The sequence below is a fragment of the bacterium genome (assembly GCA_035529855.1).
In the GTDB taxonomy this organism is placed as follows: domain Bacteria; phylum RBG-13-66-14; class B26-G2; order WVWN01; family WVWN01; genus WVWN01.
The window spans coordinates 1-26304 of the sequence record DATKVX010000078.1; the positions used below are offsets into that span (position 1 = coordinate 1).

Sequence of the window (26304 nt, forward strand, 5' to 3'; positions counted from 1 at the left end):
GCCGTCTACCGGGCCGACCTCGCGGGCCAATTTAGCGGTCACGGCGTCTACGTCCGCCCGCGAGGCGAGCCCCCGGGCGACGACGGACTGGTTCGACACGACGTAGACCAACCACCCGGCGGCCTTGAACGTCTCCACCGCGGCGCGGGCGAACGGGAAGACCTCCAGCTCGGCCGCGTTTTTGATATAATCGGGCCGGTCCCGGTTGAGGACGCCGTCGCGGTCCAACAACGCAACGCGCACCATACTCAAATCCTAAGATAATCGTGGCCCCGGAGCAAGTTATTAAAAAACCGGAAGAGAACGGCCGCGGCCGCTTCTTCCGCGCCGCCGGCGTAATCGGCGTCGCCACCGTCGCGAGTCGCATCCTCGGCCTGGCGCGCGAAATAGCGTTCGCCGGCATCTTCGGCGCCAACTGGGTCACGGACGCCTTCCGCATCGCGTACGTCATACCGTACCTCCTCCGGCGCCTGCTGGGCGAGGGCGCGATGTCGGCCTTCTTCGTCCCGGTATTCACCGAGCAGCTCGAGCGGGAAGGCCGCGACGGCGCGTTCCGCTTCGCGCAATCCCTCTACACCCTATTCCTCACGTGCGTCGTCATCGCCGTTATCTTAGGGGTCCTGGCGATGCCGGCCGTCGTCGCCGTAATCGCGCCGGGGTTCGTACGCCAGGCCGCGACCTTCGGCCTATCCGCCAGCCTGGCCCGCTTAATGCTTCCCTACATGTTGTTTATGATGACGTCGGCGCTCGCGATGGGAATTCTGAACTCGTTCTACCGCTTCGCCGTCCCGGCGTGCGCGCCCATAGTGATGAACGTCTTCGCGCTCGGCTCGCTTTTCATCCTGGTTCCCCTCTTCGGCGAAACCCCTCAAGAGCAGATATACGCCCTTACGGTCGGCGTATTGGCGGGCGGCGTGGCGCAGGTTCTCATACAAGTCCCGAGCCTACGCAAAGTCGGCTTTCGCTTCCGGCCGCGCTTCGACTTCCGCCACCCGGCGATCAAAAAAGTAGGGATTTTGATGGTCCCGGCGCTGTTCTCCATCGGCGTCATCCGCATCAACCTGTTAATCAGCACCGCCGCGGCCTCGTTCGTCGGCGTCGGCGTCGTATCGTTCATTATGTACGCCGAACGGCTGTTGCAGTTCCCGATGGGCGTCTTCGGCTTCTCGCTCGCGAACGCGCTGCTGCCGCGCATCAGCCGCCACGCCGCGCGCGGCGAAATAGAAACCTTTAAAGACCTCCTATCCTTCGCGCTGCGGGCGTCGCTCTTCATATCGCTGCCGGCGACGGCGGGGCTAATCGTCCTGGGCGAGCCGCTGGTACGGGTCATCTACGAGCGCGGCGCGTTCACCGCCGCGGACGCCGCCGCCACGTCGGTCATCCTCGGCGCCTTCGCCGTCGGCCTCTTCGCCTTCGTCGGGATGCAAATAGTGACGCCGGCGTTCTACGCCCTCAAGCTCCCCAAAGAACCGATACGGGGCGGCGTCGTGGCGCTGGTTAGCAACCTGATCTTCGCCGTCGTCTTGGCCTTACTGTTCAAAGGGCCCGGGATTGCCCTCGCGATCTCGATATCGACCACCTGCACGCTGGCCTATCTCCTCCACCGCTTGCGCCGGGCGGTGGGCCCGATAGGATTCAGGCGGATCGCCGTCGCGGGCGCGCGCTTCGGCGGCGCGAGCGTCCTTCTGGCCGCGTTTCTCGTGCTCGCCCGGGTCGCCCTCGGGCGCTACGTTCCGGCGGCGACGCTGCCCCAGGCCGGCGCGCTACTGGCTATCGTGGCCACCGCGGTTCCGGCGTACGTACTCCTCGCCCGGCTTTTCGGCGCGCCCGAGGTTAGAGAGGTAATTAATATCGTCTTGAGGAGGAAATAACGCGCTTAACGCGCGGGTAAATAAAACCCCTCTCGCGAGGGAATTTTTTCGCCCGGCGTCGGGTCGTATAGTAAGCCGACGCCCGTATCGGGAACGGCATCGCCTCTAAAGCCCCTTTTTCTACCTCAAAAAAACCGGGGCGCCCGGAAGTCCAGGCGCCCTTTTGCCGAGTCCTTGTTAAAGTAATTTACGCGTCCAAGATCGCCTCGACTTCTTCCTTATCGACGTCCATAACGTACGGGATCCCGCTGATCGCGGCCGCCTCCGGCGTTAGCGCCGCCAGGTCGTCGCGTGATATGTACTCCAGCGCGAACTTGCGGCTGCCGCACATGAGCTGCCGCAATCCCTGGGCGAGGCGCTCGTAGTAGGTGTACAGGCCGATGGCGCCGGGCGGCAGCTTCTCGAACTCGTCGTCGCCGAGTTCTTTGCGGAGCTCGGCCGCGGTCACGAAGATCTCGTCTATCGTATCGCCGAACCGCTCGACGTAGACCGGGAGTTGATGTTCCGCGATCGTGCGGCCTATCGTCTTGCCCACCATCGCCGCGGCGATGGGGCCGCGGGCCATGCCGACGAGCTTGACGAACGGCGCGCCCAACGCCAGCGCCTTGAATATCTGGTCCTCGAAGGTGAAGCCGCCCGCCGCGGCCAGCGCCGGCACGTGTTCGCCGCGGTCGGCCAGCCGCTTCGCGTACCGGTACAACAACGAGTGGATTTCAACCGGCGGGACGCCCCACTCGTTCATCATACGCCACGGGCTCATACCGGTCCCGCCGCCGGCGCCGTCCACCGTCAATAGATCCAGCTTGTATTTGGAGGCGAACTTGACGGCCCGGGCGAGGTCCGCCGGCCGGTACGCCCCCGTTTTCAGGAAAACGTATTTCGCGCCCGCCTTACGCAGTTCTTCCACGCGGCCGGCGAACGATTCCTCCGTCACCATGCCGACGCGCGAGTGTCGCTCGAACTCCTTGAAGGCCCCCCGCTCGAAGGCCTGGATAACGTCCGGGTCGGTGGGGTTCGGAAGGACGATGTAGCCGCGCTCGTACAGAAGCTGCGCCTTTTTCAGGTCGCGAACCTTGACCTCGCCGCCGATATCCTTGGCGCCCTGGCCCCACTTGAGCTCGACGCACTGCGCCCCCAGCTTCTCTATAGCGTATTCCTGGACGCCCAGGCGCGTGTCCTCGATGTTGGCCTGGACGACGATGGCGCCGTAACCGTCGCGCTGGTTGTCCGTGAACAGCGCTACGCGCCGTTTGAGGTCCACCGTATCTACGACGCGGCCGTTTTTGATCTTGCTCTCCGGGTCCATGCCGACGACGTTTTCGCCGATGGTGAGGCCGGTCCCGGCCAACGCCGTTCCGATGGCCAACCCTTCCCAGTTGTTCTTGGCGATGTTGGTCGAACCGATGCCGGGGATCATAATCGGCAGCCGGAACTTAAGGCCATCGTCGTGGCCCAGCCGGACCTCGGTGTTGACCGCCGGGAAAATAGCCTTGTCGCTGTCGGCCTCCACGCCGTGCGCGCCCACGGCGGTTCCCATGATGTTGAAATGCGAGTAATCCACGGGATAGGCCTTTTCCGCGGCGGTGGTTATGACGCCGAACGGCTGCGGGTAGATGACCTCGTGGCCGCGGTAGGCCGACTTGCCGATCTCGCACATGCCGATGCAGCCGTCTACGCACGTGACGCACATCCCGGAGGCCGGGACGATGGAATCCTCGGTTCGGTTCTTGGTCAGCGTGGCGGCCGAAGCGTTTATCCTGGACAACGACATCTTCGCATAACTCCTTTCCGAAATTTATTCCTTATCGATCTCGCAGGCGACGCAGGGGTCCATATAACACATCATATCGTGGAACTGCTCTTTTTCGATGCAGGGGGGCGCGAGGTTGGCGCACCCGCCGCATATCGCCTTCTCCGGCTCGGTATACGTACAACGGAGCTGGCAGGCGGGGCAGATGTAGATGCAGCCGCCGCACAGCCGGCACTCGTCGGATTTGATGTCGAACGGCGTACCGATGCTGCGGCGTTCTCCCCGGCCGCGGAAGCCGATGGCCTTGGCCATCATCTGCTCCTCGCACATCCGCACGCACAGGCCGCACATGATGCAGTCCTCGTACTCCTGCTTGAAGCGCTGTCGCCGCACGTCGTGGGCCGAGGCGATGTCCTGTATAATCTTCGACTGCGGGCACGACGCCAGGAGCAGCTCGATGACCATCCGCCGGGCCCGGAGTACGCGTTCGGAGGCGGTGCGGACTTTAAGGCCCTCTTGCGCCGGGTACGTGCAGGAGGATACCAGCTTCGCCCGCGGCCCCTCGCCTACCTCGACGACGCAGAGCCGACACGCGCCGTAGGGTGACAGCCCCTCTTTGTAGCAGAGCGTCGGGACGGGGAAGCCGTAAAACCGGGCGGCCTCCAACAGCGTCGTTCCTTCCTCCACTTCCACCGGCAAGCCGTTGACCGTGAGTTTCACCATTACTTTTTCTTCCTCGCCGTTCTGCGGGTTTATTTACGGGCGGGGCGACCCGGCGCTACGCCTTTACGATCGCCTCGTGTTGGCACACCTCGTAGCACGAGCCGCATCTATTGCATTTCTCGGAATCGAGCGTAAACGGCTCGTCGGGCTCGCCGGCGATCGCCCCCTCGGGACACACCTTGGCGCACGCGCCGCACCCGGTGCAGCGTTCCGGGTCGATCGCGAACGAGATAAGTCCCTTACACACGCCCGCCGGGCATTTGCCGTCGCGCACGTGCGTCTCGTATTCCTCCCGGAAGTAACGAAGCGTCGACAGCGGCGGGTTGGGCGCCGTCTGGCCCAGGCCGCACATCGTCGTATCCTTGACGGCCTCGCCGAGCTCCCCAAGCAGCTCGAGGTGCTCCGGCGTCCCCTCGCCGCGCGTAATGTCGTCGAGGAGCTCGTACATACGCTGCGTACCCTTGCGGCAGGTGAAGCACTTGCCGCAGGACTCGTCCTTTAAAAAGTTCATAAAGTACCGGGCGACGTCCACCATACAGGTGTTCTCGTCCATGACGATCATACCGCCCGAGCCCATGATGGAGCCGGCCTCGGCCAGGCTGTCGTAGCTTATCGGCAGGTCGAACATCGACGCCGGGATGCAGCCGCCGGAGGGGCCCCCCGTCTGGACGGCCTTGACCGGCGCCTTACCCGACGGGCCGCCGCCGATGTCGTAGACGACCTCGCGAAGCGTAATCCCCATCGGCACCTCGACCAGGCCGGTGTTTTTGACCTTCCCCACCAGGCTGAAGATCTTAGTACCCTTGCTATTCTCGGTGCCGACCCGGGCGAACGCCGCGGCGCCCTTCCGGAAAAGTACCGGGACGTTGGCCCAGGTCTCGACGTTGTTTATGGCCGTCGGCTTGCCGTCGATGCCCTTCTCCACCGGGTACGGCGGCCGCTGCCGCGGTTCGCCCGTCTTGCCCTCGATCGAGCGCATGAGCGCCGTCTCCTCGCCGCATACGAACGCGCCCGCCCCTCGCACGAGGTCGAGGTCGAACGAAAACCCGGAATCGAGGATGTTATCTCCCAATAGGCCGAGTTCGCGGGCCTGGCGCAGCGCGATAACGAGGTGCTTAATCGCCAGCGGGTACTCGTTGCGGACGTAGACGACGCCGCGGTCGGCGCCCGTGGCGAAAGCGCCGATGAGCATCCCCTCGATGATGGCGTGGGGATTGCCCTCCAACAGGCTGCGGTCCATATAGGCGCCCGGGTCACCTTCGTCGGCGTTGCACACCACGAACTTGCCGCGGCCGTTCGGCTGCGCCGCCAACATCTCCCACTTCAACCCCGTGGGGAAACCCGCGCCTCCCCGGCCCCGGAGCCGCGAGGCTTTGACCTCTTCGACCGTCCACCCGCGGTCGCCCCGCTTCAGGACTTCAACGAAAGCCCCGTACCCGCCGTTCTCGACGTAATTGTAAACCCGAATCGGGTCGATCTTTTCGCTTTGGCCCAGCAGCGTACGGACCTGCTTTCGGAAGAACGGGACGTCTTGTTCGCCCGCGATTCTCTCGCCGGTCGCCGGGTCCTCGTACAACAGGTCCTCTAAAACTTCGCCCGCCGGTACGGCCTCCACGATCCGGGACATATCGTCCAAGCCGACGCGAGGGTAAAAGATGCCCCCCGGCTCGAGCAGCACCGACGGCTCCATCTCGCAGAAGCCGTGGCACCCCGTGATGCGGAGATGCACTTTTTCCGCCAAACCCTTATTCAAAATGTCGCGCTTGGCGATGCGAATGAGGTCGTTGGCGCCGCTGGCCTGGCCGCAAGTCCCGGCGTTGATAACGATAGTCGGAAATGCGGGGTCCCGGTCGCTCTCCAACCGCCCCCGGAGTTCCTCGAAATCTTCGACGGAAGTAAGTCGCTGCATATCCGTTCCTGCTCTCGTCCTTAAGTGGCGCGGGTAAAACGACGGCCTTCCCTGCCGCAACCCGCTTATATGTTAACGCCGTTGACGTCCAACATGTGACACTTGCAACCTCGCCGCGAGCAGATCTGGACGACGCCGCCGCCGCGGACGATCATGGAGACCATCGGCGCGCCGCACTCCGGGCACGCCGCCGGACCCCGCAGCTCCGCGTGGCAATGCGGACAGAAGAAGTTGACGACGGCGTCTTCGGGGATCTCGTATTCGGATTCGACCCTGTAGCTGCCGTAGAGGCTGGAGAGCCGGAGCCACCCGTGCTCGCGGCCGAAGGACATCGTTACCCGGATCGAGGGGTAGCCGTCGATCTCGGCTTCGGAGTCCATCAAGCCGTGGTTGCATCGCGGGCAATTCACTCGAATCGGGAAGATCCGCTTGTCCTTCTTGACCTCCACCTTGTCGAGCCCCTCTCGCGTTTGCCTGAGGATCCGTTTAACCTTGGTCGGCGAGACGTGCGAGAAGTAATGGCCGTCGACCACGACGATCGGGCCTAACGCGCACGCGCCCAGGCACGCGACCGTCTCGAGGGTAAACTCGCGGTCGGGCGTCGTCTCGCCGGGAGCGACGCCGAGTTGGCGCTCGAACTCCCCCGCGACGGCCGGCCCTCCGCGCACGTGGCACGCCGTTCCCAAGCACGCCGATACCAGGTGCTTACCGCGGGGTCGGAGGCTGAAGGATTTATAAAACGTCGCGACGCCGTAAATATCTACGAGCGAGGCGCCGGTCTTTTCGGCCACGACCTTGAGGCCACCCGCCGGGAGATACCCGTACTTGCTTTGGATCTCCTCCAGCATCGCCATAATCGCGCCCCGCCGGCCGAGGTGCGTCTCCACGGCCTCGTACAGCCGGGGCGCCTCGTAGCTCTCGAAGAGGTCGCACTCCCAGATCGTGACCTCCGCGTTTTTCAACCGGTGGGCGCACGTCGGCGCGTGAATGCAGGTCGTACATATCCCGCGGGAGGTGTCGACCGCCGCTCCACGCCCACTCGCGTGCGTCTTCGTGAGTTGCATTTCGCCTCCTAATTACGTCGACGTCGCGCCTCGACGAGAGGCCGCGTTCGGCGAGGTGTCGGCCTTCGTTACTCGTACTCCTCGCAGTGCCACACGCCTCCCGTAGGCCGCGGGAAATTACACTCGTCGCGTCTTTCGCAGTTTTTGCATAAACCCTGGTATTCGATGGCGTCAAATTCCGGGCGGTGCGACTTCCGCGGAAGCGGTACGACCTCCGAAAGGCCGCCGTTAATCTCGGTACTGCTGATATCGACGTAGTCGTCGTAGTCCTCGCAATCCCAAATCGCGACGCCGGGGTTGCGAATCCTATGGGCGCAATGGGGAGCGGCGTTGCAAGTGGAACAAATCCCGAGGTATTCCGCGGTGCCCTCGGCTACAACCCTCTCGCCAATCCCGGCCGCTACTTTCCCTTTGGTGCGGGCCATATCGTTCTCCTTTGCCTCGTTATTAAGGTCCGCTAACAGGATCTTCCGCTATTAATAATGTGCAAAACTCGTGCCAATTTTCACAAAGTAAAACGCCCCCCGACCGCCGACGCGTAAGTCCTGTAAAATAAGGCTATTAGGTTCTTTCCGGGTCGCAAAAAAACGGCGGCCTATCCGGGCCGCCTTTTAAAACCGGTTCTTGAACCGGGTAATTCAGGGACGTTGCGTAATTTTTACTCGCCCAACGTCACGTACTATCGCCATATCCCTCGGATTTCTTGAGCTTTTGGGCTAATGTTTTTCGGTTGATCCCGAGGACCTCGGCGGCCTCCGTCTTGTTGCCGCCGACGGAGGCGAGAACGTTCTGGATATACTCTACCTCCACTTCCTCCAGCGGCCGGGTAAGGTTGACCTCCCGTACGGTCCGGTGCCGCATGAGCGACGGGAGGTCCGGAACGTCGATTTCCTCCGCATCCGTCATCGCGACGAGCCGCTGGATCACGTTCTCCAGCTCACGGACGTTGCCCGGCCAGTTATACTCCCGGAAAACTTGGATTACCTTATCGGAAAGGCGGAGGGGCGTTTTGCCCAATTCGCCCGAGTACTTGTCGACGAATACGTTCGTGAGGAGGAGTATGTCGTCGCCCCGTTCGCGAAGCGGCGGGATGTCGATCGTGATCACGGCGAGGCGGTAATAGAGGTCGTCGCGAAACGCGCCCTTATTTACGAGGTGCAGGAGGTCTTTATTCGAAGCGGCGATAATGCGCACGTCGGCCTTGTGCGGCCGCCGCGAACCGACCATGTAGACGTTCTTATCTTGCAGCACGCGCAACAACTTCACTTGCATCGACAAGTTGGTTTCGGCGATCTCGTCGAGGAAGATCGTCCCCCCGTCCGCGGTTTGGAAGAAGCCGGCCCGCGTATCCCGCGCCCCGGTGAAGGCGCCCTTGACGTGGCCGAAGAGCTCGCTTTCGAGCAGCTCTTGCGGGACGGCGCCGCAGTTCACCGGTACGAACGGCGCCGCGGCCCGGTCGCTGGCGTAATGGGTCGCCCGGGCGACGAGTTCCTTGCCCGTCCCGCTCTCTCCCGTTATTAATACGGTGGCGTTCGTCGCCGCGGCCTTCTCGACGTCCTGGAAGACCTTGTGCATCACCTTCGATTCGGCCACCAGGCCGTAGCGCGAGAGGTCCCCGGGACGCGGGAGGCGCTCGGTCATACGACGCGCGCGCAGCTTCTCGAGTATGCGGCTTACGGCCGTTAATAACTCCTCGTCGGTGAACGGCTTCGCCAAGTACTCCTCCGCTCCCGTCTTCACCGCCTCCACCGCGTCGGGAACGGAGGCATACGCCGTAATCATCATGACCTCGGTGTCGGGAAGATTCTCGCGTACGTACCTGATTAATTCCAGGCCGCTCACGCGCGGCATCTTCATGTCGGTAATCACGAGGTCGACGGCCGTCTCGTCGAGAAGCTTTATCGCCTCCGGGGCGCCGGGCGCCGTAAACACCGCGTACCCCCGGGCCGCAAGCTTCCGCTGCAACGCCTCCAAGATTTCGGGTACGTCGTCTACTACCAGGAGCCGCGGTTTATCGTCGTTGACCATCGTCGTCGCTTTCCTTTTGATTTCCGGCAGGCCGGAGCGGGAGGCGGACTTCGAACCGCGAGCCCTTTCCCGGTTCGCTCTCCACCGCGACCGACCCGCCGTGCGCGGTTACGATCCCGTGAACGACCGGCAATCCCAAGCCCGTTCCCTGACCCACCTCCTTCGTCGTAAAGAACGGGAGGAAAATATTCCTCTTTATCTCCTCGCTCATTCCGACGCCCGTGTCCTCTACCGCCAAGTAGACGTATTCGCCGTTCGCCCCCGTACTTATCGTCAACTTCCCCCCGTCCGGCATCGCCTGGAACGCGTTGACCAGAAGGTTAATAACGACTTGGTGGAGCTGCGCCGGGTCGGCTACGATCTTCGGGACGTCGGAGGCGAGTCTAAACTCGCACTCGACGCTCTCTTTGCCGAAACGGGATTGGAGCAACGAGAGCGTTTCCTCTACGACGTCGCCGACGTCCACGGCTTGCTTTATCGTGGGGACCTCGCGTGCGAAAAAGAGGAGTTGCCTTACGATTCCGCGAGCGCGAAGCGTCGCCGTTAAAATTTTCCCCAAATCCTTAGCCCCCTGCGCCGAAAGGCCCGGGTCTTCCTTCAACAGCTCGGCGAAGCTCAGCACGCTGGCGAGAGGTTCGTTGAGCTCGTGGGCGATGCCGGCCGCGAGTTGGCCTATCGTCGCCAGGCGGTCCGCGTGCCAGAGCTGCTCATGAAGCTGCGCGCGTTCCTCCTCCGCGAGGCGATTTTCGATAATCAAACCTATCTGACGCGCGACGGCGTCGAGGAGGTTCTGTTCCTCCTGCAAGAAAACGCCCGGTTCATAATCCAGCTTGGCTTCCTTGTACTGTACCTCGAGCGCGCCCCTTTTTTCGCCGTGGACGAAGATATCCGCCGATAGTTTGTACGGCGTGTCTTCCAACTCCTCCGTCGCGTACACCGCGCCGTCGATCACGATCTTCCCGATCGTGATATCCGGGTATTGCATGGCGGGGGGTAGCAGCCGCACGATCTTCCGGAACACTTCCTCCGCAGAAATCCCGGGACGCGAGGCTGTCTCGGCTATTTTGTAAAGGCACGTCATCTCTTTGACGCGCTCGCGGAGCTTCCAATGGGTGCGGCGGTCGGCGACCGCGACGCCGAGGTTCTGCGCGACGCCCTCGAAGAGTTCCGCTTCGGCGCGGCCGAAGAAATCCTTCCGCCGCGATTTGAGGAGGAGGACGCCGATGTCCCCTACCCCCACGGCGAACGGAGCGACGATAAGCGACTCGTAATCGCCGCCGATAAGATAGGGCGCCGCCGAGGTCTCGCCGTCCGCGGAAGACCCCATTACCAACGTTTCGCCCGCGCCGCCGGTCCAGAACGTTCCCTTCTCGGTCAAACACGGTTGGCCGGCCGCGAGCCGGCCCCTTAGAACGTCTCGGCATAGCCTTTCGGTCGGCGCGTCGTCGGCGACGCACGGGAGGATTTTCCCGTCATCCTCGGCGACGCGGTCTATGATACCGAATCGGAAATTGCGGCTCGGTTCGCCGACCATCTCCGCGTAGTAGCAAAAATCGCCGTCGCGCAACCGGAACTCGACGGCGTCGCAACCTGAGAACCCGAGCAGTAACGAAAACGCCTCCCGCAGGAACTCGCCCCGCGGCACGCCGCGGTTTCCCAAACGCAGGACCTGGTGGGAAAGCTCGTAATAGTCCTCGATAAGCACGCGGCTTCGCGCTAACCGGGAGGTTCTCGCTTTCGACTTGCCAACCATATCGTATCGCCGCCGGCGTTTAATGAGCGGAACTCGAGGCGGCAAGTTAAAATTAAATAACCGGCGGCTAAATGTCAAGCACTCTAAACGCCGATATTAAACGGCTCGCAACCCGGCGCGTTAAGGCCCGTCGGCGTTTTAGCCCAACGCGGCGAATAAAACCCGCGGCCCTGCACGTCGACCGCGGCGTCGGGTCGGCGCCCGGCTCCGGCGGCGTAAAGAGCGAGATGCCGCGTTCCGGCGCCTCGCCGCGATACCGGCCCGAGTACGGCCGGAAATCCCCGCTAATTCGTCTCCCTCCGATTCCGAATTAACATAACCCCCTGATTACTCAGGGGGTTTTGTTAAGCCAGGAGCGGGATTCGAACCCGCGACCTGCTAATTACGAATCAGCTGCTCTGGCCGACTGAGCTATCCTGGCGTCAATACTTAGTCCGTGTCGGACCACGCCGCGGCCCAGGCGCCGGAGCCGCTTGCGCTGTACACCTCGAGGAAGAAGAGGCCGCCGCCGCTCAAATTGATGGTATCGCCTTCGGTCAGGTCGAAGTCGTTCAGTTCGTCGTGGTTCCGGCCGTAGACCGTAACCCAGAATTCGGTTCCATCGGGCCAATCGAAGACGACGTCGACGTCGCCCGAGTCCGCTAAGACGGCGAATTCGTCCTCGTCGGTATTATCTTTAATATAACCGCTGACGCTTCCGTCGAGGGCGTACGCCGCCGCCGCGAGCGCCACCACCGCGGCCAGTAACCACGCCATCTTTTTCATCGCTGCTTCCTTCCATTCGGGGTTAACGTTCGTAGAAGGCGGTCCACGCGCCCCCGCCCGATTCCGTATACACGACGAAAGTGAACTTGCCGCCGCCCTTGAGCTGTATCACCGGCCCTTCGGCCAGCGCGAAGTCGCCCAGCTCCTTGCGGCCCTGGCCGAGGACCTTGACGTGGAAGTCGGCCGTCGCCGGGTACGTGAACGTTACGTCGAGGAGCTGCTCTTCCGAGTAGACGTCGAAGCGAACCTCGGTCCGCTCGTCGTAGAGGTAGCCGGAGAAGTCGATGGTTTCGGCGAAGGCGGCGGTAGTCCCTGACGTTAACGCAATAAAGGCCGCAGCCGCGGCCGCGGATACTAATCTATTCCCATCACGCATAGACATATATATTTGCCGCAGGCCGGAGTCGAACCGGCGACACCTGGATTTTCAGTCCAGTGCTCTACCAACTGAGCTACCGCGGCTTGTCAAAGCATTTTTTATCATATATAATAAGCTAAGTCAAACGAAAACGCGTGAAGCGATTCAGCCTAACGCGCCCGAAGGACGGGAGCCGCCTTGGGGCTGGTACGCGTTACCGAGTCCTTAGGCCTCACCCGGCTGTCTACGATTTCAAAACTTCGCCGAACGACGCGAACTCGGAGCGCTGACGATCGCCGAGATGAAGGCTTACGGTAGGACGAAGAAGGGTTAAAATAAAATACCGCTTCCCAGTCGAGGAAAGCGGTGAAAAGGAATCCGTTTTGAGCTTGGGGAAACGGTTTTAAATACCTTGAAAGAATTGCCGATTTAGCCTGATAAAAACGTCCGACGCGTCCCTGAGTGCGCCCGTGTCATGAAAACCAGCGAATACCGTTACCTTCCCCATGTATTCTAATTCTTTCAAAACCGAGGCGAAGTCTCCGTCGTCGCTAACCAAAACGGCGATATCGTGTAAGTTGTTCCGCGCGAACGACAGCATGTCTACCGCAAGAGTAACATCAACCTCTTTTTCCTCATATCTCGTGGTAGTTTTTTGCCCGCAAGCTGCGCATACTATTTCCGCGTTCCCCTTGCATATCGGGCATTTAACATCACGCGGTTCTAGCCTACCGAGTTTTACCTTGAAATTCGTAATAAAACTTAGTCTATTGAAGAATCTTTGTTGTTTGCTAGCGCCAGTGGGATCCGTGCTCGCATCAATAGGCGCATTGTAATAATATACCTTTCGAAGGAGGACCTGTCGTCCCAGTTTCTGGCCAACTTCTCGCGTAATTTTAGCCGCGAATTTTGCGAAATTAATATTAGTATTTCGATTTATCGATTTAAGATTATGGTAGAAATTACTTCCGTCGATAAAGATGAATACGCGTTCCATTTTATCTTCCCTCCTAGCTAAAACCCGCCGCTAACGTGTAGCGGCGGGGAGTTTATTACCCACCACTGCTAAGCAGTAATGGGGAGATTATCTTTTTTATGCCATGATCGTACCATGGCTACCTTTTTATAAAATAACAGAAGTCCTCCTGGATGTCAAGTAAAAAGCGATAGTTTGATATACGAATATCTGAATAGCGGCTTTCAATATGTCCTATAAGAATACCAACTGAGCTACCGCAGCTTGGCGCGTACATAATATACAAAAACGCGACTCCAAGTCAAGTTAAAACTCGGCCGCCTTTTACTCGCGAACCGGATGACCGGTTCTTAACCCCCCTTCACGTATCATTTGCAACCCGAGCCCATTATATTATAAAATCACGACGTGAACGCAGGCCACGGCTCGAGGTCCTTCCGGGAATACGCCGCCGCCCTCGCCCGGGCGCTGGCCGTCGCCGCGCTCCTCGCGGCCGCGCTCGCGTACGGCTACGCCGTGTGGCGCGTCGCCGCGTACGCGTGGGCGCGGGGCCTGCGCTTCTACCAATCGGGCGTTATTAACGGCGACGCCGTACGAGACATCATCCACTGTTTCGTTCTGGGCGTCGGCGCCTTCGTGCTACCCCGCTTCGCCGGCGTAGGCATCCCCCGGATGAAAGGAACCGCCCGGCTCGTCTACGGATACCTGGGGCTGGCCGCCTTAGCCGCGGCCGCGGTGGCCGTTAACCACGTCAGGCCGTTCTACTCGAGCCCGTTCGCGGGAAACGGGCCGCTCTTCTTCACGCTCGGGCCGTTGGCGTGGGAGCTGCTGTGGCCGGGGTTCATATACGGCTTCGCGACGGCTATAGCCGGGCCCCGGGCGCCCGCGGCCGTGAAACACGCGCTGGTCGTGGTTTTGGCGCTGGCCGGCACGGCCTGGTACGCGCCGCTCGTCCCCGGCTTGAAAGCGCTCGAGGCGGCGACCTTCATCGGCCTAACCCTCGCGGTCAGCTTTCTCAGCCTGGCGCTCCGCCGCCGGACCGGCAGCATCTGGCCCGGCTTCGTAGGCCACGTCCTGGTGTATTTTTTCCTTACGTGGTGAACGCGGCGCTAAAGTGCGTAAAAGCTCTGTTTGCGAAATCGCGCGCCGTTACTTATAATCGAACTCGAGATAAAAGGGCGCCTTTATGGACCCGCGTTACCGCGAAATCCTATTAGAAAGGGCCGAGCTCGTAACGGCCTTCCCGGCGTGGATGCTCCCGGCCGAAACGGTGGAGCGACTGCACGCCGCGGCCAACGCGGCCGTAGTCGAGATCGCGGGCCCCGACAGCCTGGCCGCGGCCGTACGCGCCGCCGCGGAAGGCGGTTACGATTTCTTCCTCCCCACCATCGCCTACACCGGGACCGAGTTCGGCGACTGGCGACTACCCTTCGAAAAAATAGAATATTTGCAAGAGCGGCTTCGCGGCGTTGCGGCCGGCGCGGAAGTGCTGGAGCCCGTCGTTATGGGCGCGCCCGAGCTGTGGCGCTTGCTCTGCGGCCGGTACGTCCTCGCCCTGTACCGGCGCTTCGGCTTCTACACGCCGTGCATCGGCTGCCACGTCTATCTGCACGCGCTCCGCATCCCGCTCGCGAAGATGACGGGATGCCGCGTCGTCGTCGCCGGCGAGCGGGAGAACCACGGCGGCCTCGTCAAGCTCAACCAGATACCGATAACGTTGGACGCGTACGTCGAGCTCCTCGCGCGCTTCGGCGTCGAGCTGTTGCTGCCGCTGCGGCACGTCTCGTCGGGAGCCGAAATCGAGGAAATCGTCGGTGCGGAGGGGCGCGAGAGCGCGGGCCAGCTCGAGTGCATCCTGAGCCAAAACTACCGCGACGCCGACGGCAGCGTCCCCTACGACGAAGAAGCGGTCCGCCGCTTCCTCGACGAGTTCGCGCTGCCGCTGGCCGAGCGCGCCGTAAACGCGTACCTCGCCGGCGAACGCCCCGATTATGAGGCGCTCGCCCGCGGGTTTTTTGTTTAAAAACCGAAAACGACCGAGGGTAGGATGCGATGGAGGGCGATACGAAATACGGGGAGCTGGTAATCCCGCCGTCCATACCGCCGGGTAAGACGCCGGATTTACTGAAATACTGGTACTTGGGCTCGCGGGTGCGGCGTTATATTTCGCGCCGGCGGCTGACGGCGGTTATCGACCGCGTCCCGGCCGCGCCGGGGCAGCCGGTCCTCGACGTCGGTTGCGGGGCGGGGCTTGGGCTCGCGTTGCTGGGCCGGCGCGGGTTCCGGCCCGTCGGAATCGACCTCGTCGACGGCGGGTTTTACGCCGCGCGATGCATCGGCGAAGCGAACGGCCTCAAAGTCGGATTAATTAACGCCGACGTCTCGCGGTTACCTTTCCGGCCTTCGACTTTCCGCGCCGTTACCGCCGTCGAGATGCTCGAGCACGTTTTCGAGGGGGACCGACGCAGCGCGTTCGCCGAAATGGCCCGCGTGATTTCTCCGGGCGGAGCGCTGGTCCTCTCGACCCCTAACTACAACTCCTTCGTCGAAATAGGGAAAAGGTTATTGTATAAATCACGTTCGTTACGACGCCTTTTACCTTTCATGCACTACCCTACTCCCGACGTAGGCCGAGCATCGTATCATCCTCACAGCTACCACCTCCCCATCCCGCAAAGGAATCTCCGGACGTTGCTCGAGGACGCGGCCTTCACGGTCGTCGCGACTAGAAAATTCCTGTTCGCGTTGAAATATACGCCGGACGCCCTATTAAGAATAATGCAAGGAGTCGAAAGTCTCCTCGAGCGGCTGCCGCTCGTTCGCGAGCTCGCCTGTACGGTCTTAATCGTAGCCGTCAAAGCCGGATAATCGCGCGTTAAATGAACCGGGAAAACGCCAACGTGGACAACTCCAATATATCCTGGGACGGCCGGCCGCTCGACTGGCGCAATAAAGCGACCGACCGCTTCGTCCTCCGGTGGATAAAGCGCTACCTCAGCGCGCCCGTCAGTTTAATACTCAACCGCGTTCCGGGGGCAAGGCCGTGGATGGCGACGGCCGCGTCGGCCCTAGCCGGTACCGCCGCCGGCGTCGTCCTCGCGCTGGGCTACGGGTGGCAGGCCGGCGTCGTCGCCGCCGCCGCGCAAATCCTCGACGGCGTGGACGGCCAGCTCGCGCGCCTGAGAGGTACGTCGAGCCCGGGCGGCGCGCTCCTCGACTCGGTGCTCGACCGCGTCGTCGACGGCGCGATGGTACTCGGAACGATAATATATCTCGTTCGGACGCCGCTGCCGTCCGCCGTCTATTTGCCGGCGGTGCTCGCGCTCGGCTTCGTCGCCGTCGTCGCCTCGAATCTAGTCAGTTACTCGGGCGCTCGAGCGGGCGAGCTGGGCCTGAAGCTTCCCGCCAGGCCCACGCTCGCGAGCAAGGGGACGCGTACGGCCGTTATAGTACTTTGCGCTCTCGCCACCCTCTTTTGGGCCCACGCCCCACTCGTCGCACTTGTTTACCTGGCCGTACACCCGACCGCCGCGGTAGTCGACCGGGTCGTAACCGCAAGCCGAAACGGCTACTGAAAACGCGGCGCCTTAGCCGGATTTATTTAAAAATCACATCCTACCGCGCCGTCGTCCGGCGGCTCGACTTTCATATTGGAACAATTCCCATATTTAAACTATAATCGTAGTGTGCGAACCAAATCGCACCCGGTAAATAATGCTTGACTAATTACGGAGAATTCATGTCAGGGTTTAGAACATTGTTAATAGCGTTCGTATCCACGGCCGCCGCGGCCGCCGCAGCCGGCCCTCCGCCCCCATATCTCCCCGGCGCGCAGGACGAGCTGTTCTACGGCCACCTCTTCGAACCCCAGGCTAGGGGGCCGCTGCTCCCGTCGAAGGCGTCGGCGAATTACGACGTCCGCAAATACACCATCACGATGACCATCGACGACGAGGCGCTTACGGTGTACGCGAAGACGACGACGCGCGTACGAAGCAAGGAAGCGTCGCTCACGACGTTCTCGTTCGACTTTACGACGCTGCTCAAGGTTACCCGCGTCGCCCGGGCCGGCAAAACGCTCGCGTTCACCCACAATAACAATGTGCTTACGGTCACGCTCGAGCGACCTATGGCGAAAGATGAGGATTTCGACGTCGACGTCGAATACGACGGCAAACCGGGGAACGGCTTCTTCTTCACGACCGGCGGCGTCTTCACCTCCACCGAGATGAGTTACTCGCGGAACTGGTTCCCCTGCAACGACCGCCCGGCCGACAAGGCCGACGACGGCGTCGAGCTCTACCTAACGGTCCGCGACGACTGGTACGCGGCCTCCAACGGCCTCCTCGCTTGGAGCGGGCCGGCGGGCGAAGATACCAACCTTTTCCACTGGGTGGAACGTTACCCCATAGCCACCTACCTCGTCGCCATCGCGTGCGCCGAATACTATACCAGCTTCAACCAGACCTGGCGCGGTATGCCGGTCAATTATTTCGTATATGGGAACCAGGCCGGCGCGGCGCCCACCTTCTTCGAACACCAGCTCGACATGCTCGACTGCTTCGCCGCCAAGTTCGGCGACTACCCGTTCAAGGCCGAGAAGTACGGCGTGGCCGCGGTGGATATGACCAACTTCGGCGGGATGGAGAACCAGACTTGCACCTTCATCCGCGCCAGCTACATAGGCCCCCACCACAACGGCGACCACCTCCTCGCCCACGAGCTCGCCCACTCCTGGTGGGGCGATATGGTCACCTGCGGCACGTGGAAGGATTTATGGTTGAACGAGGGCCAGGCCAGTTACGCCGACGCGCTCTACACGGAGTACCGCTACGGCGACGCCGCGTTCCGCGACCACATGCGCTCGTACGCCGACAGTTACTTCCGCGAAGACGCGTCGCGCCGCTTTTCGGTCTACGACCCGACGTACCCGTGGAGCGCCACCGTCTATCAAAAGGGCGCGTGGGTCTTACACATGTTGCGGCGGCTTGTGGGCGACGAAAACTTCTACCGCGCCTGGAACGACTACGGCGCCGCGCATAAATACGGAACCGCCGTAACCGACGACCTCCAGTACGAATTCGAGAGAGCGTACGGCGCCGACCTCGACTGGTTCTTCGAGCAATGGGTATATAAAGCCGGCTATCCGGAGTTTAAATATTCCTGGGTCAAATCGGGCGGCGGCAAGACGGTAAAGGTCAAGATAGAGCAAGTCCAGCAAGTAACGCCGCTGACGCCGCTGTTCAAATGCCCGGTGGACCTCACGTTCGCCGCCCGCGGCGACGACGAATATACGAAGACCGTATGGGTCGACGGCCGCGAACACACCTTCGAGTTTACGTTGCCCGAAGAAATCTACTGGGTATATTTCGACAAGGATGTTTGGCTGCTACAGAAGAATACGTGCAACGTCGGCGTCGTCCTCGATTACTTCCGCGCGCGGCCGGCGGAACGGGGCGTCGCGCTCTCGTGGGCTACGTCGGCCGAGAAGGATTTCGCCGGCTTCAACCTCTACCGCGAGAGCGTCGCCGCGGCACGCGACGGCCTAAAATCAAAAATCAACGAGAAGCTAATAACGGGGCGTTCGCCTTATCGCTACGTCGACGAGGCCGCCAAACCGAAAGGCGAATACCGCTACTGGCTCGAGGCGGTGGACCTGAGCGGCGCCCGCGAGACGTTCGGGCCGGCGGAGGTCCGGCTGCCGACGAAGCCGGTTGCCTTCGCGCTCCGCCAGAACGTCCCCAACCCCACGCCCGGGAGGACGACGTTCGCGTTCTCGCTGGCCGCGGCCGGCCCGGGCGTGCTGGCCGTCTACGACCTGGCAGGCCGCGAGGTCTGGCGCCACGAGGCGACCTTCGCCGAGGGGGCGAACGAGCTCGAGGTAACGTTTGACCTCGCGCCGGGCGTATACGTTTACCGCCTTACGGCGGGAAGGGAGGGCGCGGCGAAGAAGATGGTGGTAATTCGGTAAGTATCGTAGAATGAAACGGCTTGGCCGAAGTAAGCGAGGCCGCTAAGGTTACAACCCATAGGAGGTAAAAGCCATGAAAACGTTTAAACCTTTCCTAATAGCGTCGGTTGTTTTGTGCGCGGCAGCCGGGGCAACGGCCGCGGAGAGGTCCTGGCTCGAGGTAACGGCGGACGGCGTATTCACGCGGACCGAGGCGTCCGACGCGCCCTTCGGCGGCCCCCTGCCCCAACCCTACGTCGACACGCCGCCCGAAGTCCTCTGGACCCATAACGAGGCCAACACCGTTTACCAAACGACGGCGCGATTTGGGTACGGCGGCCGGTTCGTCTTCGCCGGCTCGGCCACGAACGACTGCGCAGCGCAACTCTTCCGCACCGCCGGCGCGGGCAACTTCGATTGGGAAGTCGAGGCCGGAGCGAGCGTTTTCACGGCCGCGGGCCGAGACAAGGACGCCTTCTGCGCCGGCTTCACCGGCGGCGCCGCCAACGACGTTAAACTTTTCCGCGGCGCTTCCTCCACACCCGTTTGGACTCATACGCCGAGCGGCGGCGAAACGGTCCGCGGTCCGGTCGGGATGCCGGCCGACGGCAGCTTCGTAGCCGCGCTAATCTCCACCGGGAGCGACATAAAACTCCGTATCCTCCACGCCGACAACGGTTCCCTACTAGACGAAAAGACCGTCAGCGGAACCGCCCAGCGGGGGCCGTTAGTCGTTACTCCCGACGGCAAGTTCATACTATTCCGCGTCAGCACTATGCTCCACGTCTTCGGATTCAACGGGACCAGCCTGACGCTACGGGAGAGCGTCGACGCACGCTCCTCGACCGACTGCCACGGCCTGTCGCACGACGGCCTATACCTCGTTCACGGCTTCACGACGACGACGGCCCGCCGGTGGAACGGGTCCACGTACGAAGTGCTCTTCGTCCACAGCGAACCCGGCTTCTACAGCGGCCGCGTCGTCCTCGACGGCGCCGGCCACCTCTACAACGCCTGGTACCGGACCGACTTCAAGCAGGCGCGTATCGTTTGTCATACCCTCCCCTCATCCACGCCGACGTGGACGTTTAACTACAAAGTAGTGACCGGCTCGTACCAGGATTTAATCAATGAGATGGCGGTTGCCGACGACGGCAAGTACCTCGTCGCGGCCTCCCTCGGCAACCAGGATGAATTGAATCCCGAAATCGAGGTCTTCAACGGCCTCAGCGGCGATTACCTCTTCGGCGTCGACACGCCGGGGTCGATGGCCTGTTGCGACGTCGCGATATCGGGGGACAACGTCTACGCCACCGCCGCCGGGAAACACGTCCACTTTAATCAAATGGGCCGCGGCGGCGACATATACGCCATAAGACTGGACGACGACGTGCCGGTGACGGGCCCGGACAGCTTCGTCGCCCGGGCCGCCGGCGACGCCGTGCGCGTCTCCTGGCGCGGTAGATGGCAAAACCTCGCCGGATTCAACCTCTACCGCGAAAGCGCCTCGGGCCACGACGAAGGCCGCGTAAAACTGAACGCAAACCTGATAACCGGGCGCTCCCCGTATACTTTCGTAGACGGCGACGTGGAACCCAATAAGAGTTACCGCTACTGGCTCGAGGCGGTGGACCTGAGCGGCGGCCGGGAGACGTTCGGGCCGGCGGAGGTCCGGCCGCCGACGAAGCCGGTTACCTTCGCGCTCCACCAGAACGTCCCCAACCCGACACCGGGGAGGACGACGTTCGCGTTCTCGTTAGCCGCGGCCGGCCCGGCCGAGCTGGCCGTATACGACCTGGCAGGCCGCGAGGTCTGGCGGCACGAGGGCATCTTTGCCGGAGGGGCGAACGAGCTCCAGGTGGCGCTCGAGCTGGCGCCGGGCGTATACGTTTACCGCCTTACGGCGGGAGGCGACGGCGCGTCGAAGAAGATGGTAGTCGTCAAGTAGGAGCGTAAGTATGACGCTGGCCGGCAACAGAATACTTATCTTCGTGGACGACGGCTACGAGGACCTCGAGTTCTGGTACCCAAAAATAAGGTTGGAAGAGGAGGGCGCGGTGGTGGACGTGGCCGCGGCCCGAAAGGGAGTCTTTTATGGCAAATACGGCTACCCGGCCCGAGCCGACCTGGCGTATAAAGACGTCGACGCCGCGGCCTACGACGCGCTCGTAATCCCCGGCGGCCACGCGCCGGACCGCATACGCCGCTATAAAAACGCCGTCGCGACCGTGAAAGAAATGGTCCGGGCGCGAAAGCCCGTGGCCGCGATATGCCACGGGCCTCAAGTGCTCATCTCCGCGGACGCATTACGGGGTAAACGCGCCACCTGCTTCGAGAGCATCAAGGACGACATAATAAACGCCGGCGCGGAATTCGTCGACGCCGAGGTTGTCGCGGACGGCGGGATAATAACGAGCCGCACGCCGGCGGACCTGGCCGCCTTCTGCCGAGCTATAATCGCGGCCTTATCGGATTAAGGGCACGTATGCAAAGGCCGGCTCGAGCCGGCCTTTTCTTTGCTGCGTTACCGAGGGGTCGAAATCTCAACGCCACGCCAGCCGGTACGCCGTAACGGCGCCCCCGCCCTCGTCGCCGCCGTACGCGACGACCCACGTGCCGTCGCCGCTAACCGCGACGACGACGCCCTTAGCTACGAACACCGCCTCCCCGCCGTCGGGCCGCCACGAAAAGCCATTACCCCCGTTCTCGAAGGACCCGCCCCGCGCCGGCACGGCCAACTTTATTGCGGACCGGCTCACTCCTGCGCCCGGCGCCGGCGCGAGCCGCCAGGCCGCCGGCAGGTACGGCGAGGTCCGCACGTCGGCCGAGAGTCTCTCGCCCAACTTAGCCGCGGCCTCGTCGGCGCCGGCCAGCCGCGTCACGGCCCGGTTCTCGAGGTTGTATCCGTACAGCTCCAGGGCGCTTACGCCGGGCGTCTTCGCCGCCCCCGCTTCGCGGCCTATCACCAGCCGCGATTCACCGACCCAGTCTACAAAATCGCCGCCCGCTACGGGCAAAGGCTCGCGGTTATCGGATTCCAAGTCGTAAATCACGGGCCTCGTAACGTAGCCGTTTCCGGCGAAGCCGTCGTAATACAACGACTGCTCCAGGGAGGCGGCGTCCATACCGAGCTCGCGGCCAAGGAGGTTCGCCCGCGAAAACGGCGGCTCGAGCGTATTGTCGACCACTTCGACCCGCTCGCCCACCGCCAACCGGCCCCACCGTTCGTCCAACGCCGCGGACCAAACGCCGTTGAGCTCCAGCGGCGCGCCCTCGCCCTTGAGTAACGCGACCGCCCCGGGGTACGGCTCCCCCTCGAAGGTGGGCCAAATGAAAACGGCCAGCGCGTCCCCCGCGGGGCTGACGGCCGCGGCCACGAACGTCGCCGGCGCTAAAGGCGCCCGCAGTCCGTACTCCGCCGCCACGCGCGGCGTCGACGCGCCGGCCAGGGACGCGAGGGTCGCGAAGGCGACAACGGTTAATCGGATTCCAGCTTTTTCCATAAGGCCGTCGGGTCGCACAGCTCCCCGGCCAAGGCCGCGGCGGCGGCGCTCGCCGAACTCACGTAGTAGACTTCCGCACCGGCTTCGACGCAAACCTCAAACCCGCACAGGCCGGTGGTCGCAACCGCGGCGTCATCCGACGTGAGCTCCTCGGCCCACGGAAGGGTGCAGGAAGGCAGCACCGTCGCGCCGGCGTCGATCAAATCCATGAGGTAGCCCTTGGCGAGGGCTTCGAAGTGGGCCTGACGGGACCCGGGCGATACCCACAGCTGAACGTCGGAATGGACGGACTTGCCGGCCAGCATCCGCGCGGCCGCCCGGAGCTCGGCCGCCGACGCCGCGGGGCCGATGACGACGCGGTGGATGAACGCGTCGGACTCCTCCGCCAGCGGCGCCACGTCGAAGTCGGCGTTCCCCCTCCACCTCGCGAACTGCGGCGTAAGGGGCGTGAAGTCGTAATCGAATAACGCGTTGAACCCCTCGGCCTCGGTCTCCAACGCGCATAATACCGCGACGGGCCCGCACAGCGCGGCCGCCGAAGCCATACCCTCCCGGTCGCCGTTAGCCATACCGTCGACGACGGCGCCGCCGAATTCCAGGAGCGCACCCTCGGCGCCGCCCCGGCCGAACTGGCCGGCGACGTACAAGCCTACGTCCACGCCGCCCACGGCCGGCGCCAGCTCGCCGCGGCACTCTATGCGGTGGATATCCGGTACGTCGACCTCAAACGTCCCGCGCGCCAGTATCCCTTCCAGCGAGCCGACGACGACGGGCCAGACCAACGAACCGCGGCCGGACGTTTGGCCCCCCGGCAAGCCCAGCGCCGCCACCAGGTCGCCCGGGCCCGCCAACCCCCGCTCGTGCAACACCGGCACGGCGCAACCCGCCGCCGGGTGGACCAGACAGAGGCCGAAGGCGCCCGCCTGCGCGCGCGCCCGCGCCGCCAGCCGCGACGAACCGCGGCCGCGGCAATCGCCGGAAAAAATTATCGCGCGGTTGGGGTCCAACGTGCGGGCCGCCGGCCGGGGCGCCGACTCCAACGCCTCCAACGCCTCGTCGCCGCCCAGCGCGAGGGCGTCAGGCCGGAGCGTTATCCGCCGGCCTTCGGCCCGGGCGCCGTCCGCGGCGTGGTCGGCAATTATCTCTCGCGCGGTTTTATACCGGACGGAAAAGATTGACTGCCTTCCTTTTATCAGTTATAATAATACACGGCGACGGAATGCGAATAAAGTTCTTAATAGGCCCGTTACTGCTCGTCGCTGCGCCGGCGCTATCGGCGTTCGCCGACGCGCCGGAAAACGCGGAACCGACGGCCGAAAGCGAAGCCGACGCCGGGTACGTCGTTCGCGAAGAGAAGGTCATAAATTTCGAAACCGGGAAAACCGAGACGGAAACGGTCATCGAATTCCCCGAGCTCGAAATTTTACCGGACCTCGCCCGCCCCGTCAGCATCATTATACCCCGGACGGAACCCGATTTCGATAAAATGCCCTTCACCATCTACAACAACGAACCGTCGCGATACCTGCCGGAGGAATACCGGCTGCGGTACTACCGTCGCGTACCGGTCGGCGGCGGCGAAAGCGACGTCAAGACGGGCGACATGTTCCAGGTCGACGAATCGGAAGAAACGCGGGAAGAAGACGGCGGCTAAGGCCGCTCCGCCCGGGTCACGTTCGCCGCGCCGGTTACGGCCGCGCTATCGCGGCCTTTTTTATTCCCTCTTCCCCCTTGCCGCAACGGGGCCCGCTCCGCGTTAAGCCTTGCCCTTGGCCTTGTCCTTGGCGGAGAGCTTCGCGATCACGTCCTTCGATTCCTCGACGAAGCCGTCGACCCGCTCTTTCGCATCTTTGGCGAACTTTTGGGCTTCCTTCTTTATTTCGGCCGCAGCCTCGGCGATGTCCTCCCGCGTCTCCTTGCCCGGCTTGGGCGCGAAGAGTATGCCGAGAACGCCGCCCACGATGCCGCCCACGATGAACGACAGCAAGACCAACCCGGCGCTGTTATCTCTTTCCGCCATTACGCGTTCCTCCTAATCGCTCTTATTATCCGCGGCTCCTTCGCCCGCTTCTTCTCCCGGAACGGCCGGCTCTTTCTTCTTGCCCGTAAGGCGCTCGAGCCAGGAACCCGCCAGGACGAAAAGCGGCGCGAGTGCCGCAAGCTTGGAGAAGATAGTCTCGTCCAGAAATTTCACCGAGTCCCGCACCCGCTCGACGAGCAAACGAACGGCTGCGGCGCCGTCCCGTATCACCGACGACGCGTCCGCGACGTCCGCCGTAACGCTTTCGGCGTTTTCCAGCACCTTCCGAACGCTGGCCGAAGCGGCCGGGACCTCTTTTCGGACGTCGGCGATAACCTGGGTGATGCGGCCCACCGTCCCCGCGCATCGCACGATAAACCACGTCAGCGCCGCGGCGATTAAAACGATCGCGAGCGCGAGCGCCCAATATACGCCGTCAACCGCGGTCATAGCAAACCCTCTTTCGGATACGTCACTCGTTCGTCGGCGATACCGCGCGCAGCCGCTCCACGACGGGCGGCAGGACCTTCAACACGCGGCCTATGTCTTCCTCGGTCGTATATTTCCCCAGGCTGAAACGAATCGAGCCGCGCGCCACTTCGGGGGGGCAGCCCATCGCGGCGTGGACGTGCGACGGCTCGCTCGAGCCGCTGGCGCAGGCCGAGCCCGTGGCCGCCGATATACCCTCCATATCGAGCGCCAACATTATAGCCTCGCCCTCGATGCCCGGGAAGCAGACGTTCAACGTATTGGGCATCGCTTTTCCCGCCGGCGTCATAACGACCACCTTGCCCGGCATCGCCAGGATGCCGTCCTTCAACCTGTCGCGGAGGCGGCCTAGCCGTTTGCCCTCCTCCTCCCGGTCGGCCGTCGCCAGCTCGAGCGCCCGGGCGAGGCCGATTATGCCCGGCGTGTTGTGCGTCCCGGCACGGCGACCTTCCTCCTGGTGGCCGCCGTGAATCAGCGGCACCAGCTCGACGCCGTTCCGCACGTAGAGGGCGCCGACGCCCTTCGGCCCGTAGAACTTGTGGGCCGAGATGGAGAGCAGATCTACGCCGAGGTCGTTTACGTTTACCGGGAGCTTGCCGGCGGTCTGGACGGCGTCGGTGTGGAAGAGGACGCCGCGCTCGCGGGCGACGGCGGCCAGCTCCGCTACCGGCTCCACCGTTCCGACCTCGTTGTTGGCGTGCATTATCGAGACCAGGACCGTATCCGGCCGGATGGCAGCCGCCAACGCGTCGGCATTAACAATCCCCTCGTCGTCCGGCGGGAGGAACGTAACGTCCCAACCCATGTCGGCGAGCCACTCGCAGGCCAGGAGTACCGCCGGGTGCTCGATGGCCGAAGTTATGACGTGGCGGCCTCGGCTTACGGAGGCGGCCGCGACGCCCTTGACGGCGAGGTTGTCCGACTCCGAGCCGCCGCCGGTGAATATAATTTCGTCGGGCGAAGCGGCGCCGAGGAGCGCGGCGACGCTCTCGCGCGCCTCGTTCACCGGGCCGCGGGCGCGCTGGCCGAAGCGGTGGAGGTTGAAGGGGTTCGCGAAGTTGTCGGTGAAGAACGGCGCCATGGCCAGGGCGACTTCGGGAGCCGTCGGCGTCGTGGAATTGTAATCGAGGTAAATACCTTCCATA

General features: G+C 62.9%; 25 protein-coding genes and 2 tRNA genes. 9 read left to right on the forward strand and 18 right to left on the reverse strand.

What is annotated here, in order from left to right; genetic code table 11:
- A partial coding sequence (locus VMX79_08175) for an HAD-IIIA family hydrolase (GenBank protein HUV87075.1) occupies nt 1-246 on the reverse strand: 246 nt, incomplete at its 3' end.
- A gap of 20 nt (nt 247-266) precedes the next feature.
- Between VMX79_08175 and murJ the strand changes: the two genes are divergently transcribed.
- Nucleotides 267-1871, forward strand: a complete 1605-nt coding sequence (murJ, locus tag VMX79_08180; protein ID HUV87076.1) for a murein biosynthesis integral membrane protein MurJ — start codon at nt 267-269, stop codon at nt 1869-1871.
- Nucleotides 1872-2058: 187 nt separating this feature from the next.
- Here the strand turns inward: murJ and VMX79_08185 are convergent, their stop codons facing one another.
- The 12 genes from VMX79_08185 to VMX79_08240 all read right to left on the reverse strand — a co-directional run bounded on the left by VMX79_08185 (nt 2059) and on the right by VMX79_08240 (nt 13218).
- Nucleotides 2059-3642, reverse strand: coding sequence for an FMN-binding glutamate synthase family protein (locus VMX79_08185; GenBank protein ID HUV87077.1), 1584 nt, complete (start codon nt 3640-3642; stop codon nt 2059-2061).
- Between the two features lie 24 nt (nt 3643-3666).
- Nucleotides 3667-4344: a 2Fe-2S iron-sulfur cluster-binding protein gene (locus tag VMX79_08190; protein HUV87078.1), complete on the reverse strand. Its 678-nt coding sequence runs from the start codon at nt 4342-4344 to the stop codon at nt 3667-3669.
- 55 nt (nt 4345-4399) lie between these two features.
- Nucleotides 4400-6253 carry an NADH-quinone oxidoreductase subunit NuoF gene (locus VMX79_08195; GenBank protein ID HUV87079.1) on the reverse strand — a complete coding sequence of 618 codons (1854 nt, stop codon included), beginning with the start codon at nt 6251-6253 and terminating at the stop codon, nt 4400-4402.
- A 65-nt stretch (nt 6254-6318) separates the two neighbouring features.
- Complete coding sequence (locus VMX79_08200; GenBank protein HUV87080.1) at nt 6319-7317, reverse strand: NAD(P)H-dependent oxidoreductase subunit E; 999 nt, start codon at nt 7315-7317, stop codon at nt 6319-6321.
- Between the two features lie 68 nt (nt 7318-7385).
- Nucleotides 7386-7742, reverse strand: coding sequence for a hypothetical protein (locus VMX79_08205; protein ID HUV87081.1), 357 nt, complete (start codon nt 7740-7742; stop codon nt 7386-7388).
- Nucleotides 7743-7989: 247 nt separating this feature from the next.
- Complete coding sequence (locus VMX79_08210) at nt 7990-9345, reverse strand: sigma-54 dependent transcriptional regulator (protein ID HUV87082.1); 1356 nt, start codon at nt 9343-9345, stop codon at nt 7990-7992.
- Entirely contained in the window at nt 9329-11098 is a 1770-nt protein-coding gene (locus VMX79_08215; protein ID HUV87083.1) for an ATP-binding protein, read from the reverse strand. The genes VMX79_08210 and VMX79_08215 overlap by 17 nt, the downstream gene beginning before the upstream one ends.
- 347 nt (nt 11099-11445) lie before the next feature.
- Nucleotides 11446-11519, reverse strand: a tRNA-Thr gene (locus VMX79_08220).
- 8 nt (nt 11520-11527) lie between these two features.
- A complete protein-coding gene (locus tag VMX79_08225; GenBank protein HUV87084.1) occupies nt 11528-11863 on the reverse strand; it encodes a hypothetical protein in 336 nt (111 codons plus the stop codon).
- Between the two features lie 22 nt (nt 11864-11885).
- The gene (locus tag VMX79_08230; GenBank protein HUV87085.1) at nt 11886-12245 is read right to left on the reverse strand and encodes a hypothetical protein; all 360 of its coding nucleotides are present in this window, start codon (nt 12243-12245) and stop codon (nt 11886-11888) included.
- A 7-nt stretch (nt 12246-12252) separates the two neighbouring features.
- Nucleotides 12253-12325, reverse strand: a tRNA-Phe gene (locus tag VMX79_08235).
- A 299-nt stretch (nt 12326-12624) separates the two neighbouring features.
- On the reverse strand, nt 12625-13218 hold the full coding sequence (locus VMX79_08240) for an NYN domain-containing protein (GenBank protein ID HUV87086.1): 594 nt from the start codon (nt 13216-13218) through the stop codon (nt 12625-12627).
- A 387-nt stretch (nt 13219-13605) separates the two neighbouring features.
- Here VMX79_08240 and VMX79_08245 point away from each other — a divergent pair, with 387 nt between their 5' ends.
- The 7 genes from VMX79_08245 to VMX79_08275 all read left to right on the forward strand — a co-directional run bounded on the left by VMX79_08245 (nt 13606) and on the right by VMX79_08275 (nt 21624).
- On the forward strand, nt 13606-14298 hold the full coding sequence (locus tag VMX79_08245; protein ID HUV87087.1) for a hypothetical protein: 693 nt from the start codon (nt 13606-13608) through the stop codon (nt 14296-14298).
- A gap of 85 nt (nt 14299-14383) precedes the next feature.
- A complete protein-coding gene (locus VMX79_08250) occupies nt 14384-15220 on the forward strand; it encodes a hypothetical protein (GenBank protein HUV87088.1) in 837 nt (278 codons plus the stop codon).
- Between the two features lie 29 nt (nt 15221-15249).
- On the forward strand, nt 15250-16065 hold the full coding sequence (locus tag VMX79_08255) for a class I SAM-dependent methyltransferase (GenBank protein HUV87089.1): 816 nt from the start codon (nt 15250-15252) through the stop codon (nt 16063-16065).
- 11 nt (nt 16066-16076) lie between these two features.
- Entirely contained in the window at nt 16077-16772 is a 696-nt protein-coding gene (locus tag VMX79_08260; protein HUV87090.1) for a CDP-alcohol phosphatidyltransferase family protein, read from the forward strand.
- Nucleotides 16773-16936: 164 nt separating this feature from the next.
- On the forward strand, nt 16937-19168 hold the full coding sequence (locus tag VMX79_08265) for a M1 family aminopeptidase (GenBank protein HUV87091.1): 2232 nt from the start codon (nt 16937-16939) through the stop codon (nt 19166-19168).
- 73 nt (nt 19169-19241) lie between these two features.
- The gene (locus VMX79_08270) at nt 19242-21095 is read left to right on the forward strand and encodes a T9SS type A sorting domain-containing protein (protein HUV87092.1); all 1854 of its coding nucleotides are present in this window, start codon (nt 19242-19244) and stop codon (nt 21093-21095) included.
- A 10-nt stretch (nt 21096-21105) separates the two neighbouring features.
- Entirely contained in the window at nt 21106-21624 is a 519-nt protein-coding gene (locus VMX79_08275) for a type 1 glutamine amidotransferase domain-containing protein (GenBank protein ID HUV87093.1), read from the forward strand.
- Nucleotides 21625-21690: 66 nt separating this feature from the next.
- Here the strand turns inward: VMX79_08275 and VMX79_08280 are convergent, their stop codons facing one another.
- The gene (locus VMX79_08280; GenBank protein ID HUV87094.1) at nt 21691-22650 is read right to left on the reverse strand and encodes a hypothetical protein; all 960 of its coding nucleotides are present in this window, start codon (nt 22648-22650) and stop codon (nt 21691-21693) included.
- Nucleotides 22626-23699: an aconitase family protein gene (locus VMX79_08285; GenBank protein ID HUV87095.1), complete on the reverse strand. Its 1074-nt coding sequence runs from the start codon at nt 23697-23699 to the stop codon at nt 22626-22628. Before VMX79_08285 ends, VMX79_08280 begins: the two co-directional genes overlap by 25 nt.
- A 170-nt stretch (nt 23700-23869) precedes the next feature.
- Between VMX79_08285 and VMX79_08290 the strand changes: the two genes are divergently transcribed.
- Nucleotides 23870-24304 carry a hypothetical protein gene (locus tag VMX79_08290; protein HUV87096.1) on the forward strand — a complete coding sequence of 145 codons (435 nt, stop codon included), beginning with the start codon at nt 23870-23872 and terminating at the stop codon, nt 24302-24304.
- Nucleotides 24305-24406: 102 nt separating this feature from the next.
- On the opposite strand, the gene VMX79_08295 is transcribed toward VMX79_08290, so the two are convergent.
- The 3 genes from VMX79_08295 to VMX79_08305 all read right to left on the reverse strand — a co-directional run.
- Nucleotides 24407-24670, reverse strand: coding sequence for a YtxH domain-containing protein (locus VMX79_08295; protein ID HUV87097.1), 264 nt, complete (start codon nt 24668-24670; stop codon nt 24407-24409).
- Nucleotides 24671-24682: 12 nt separating this feature from the next.
- Entirely contained in the window at nt 24683-25120 is a 438-nt protein-coding gene (locus tag VMX79_08300) for a hypothetical protein (protein HUV87098.1), read from the reverse strand.
- 22 nt (nt 25121-25142) lie between these two features.
- Nucleotides 25143-26304 (reverse strand): IscS subfamily cysteine desulfurase (locus VMX79_08305; GenBank protein ID HUV87099.1); only part of this gene is annotated, 1162 nt, incomplete at its 5' end.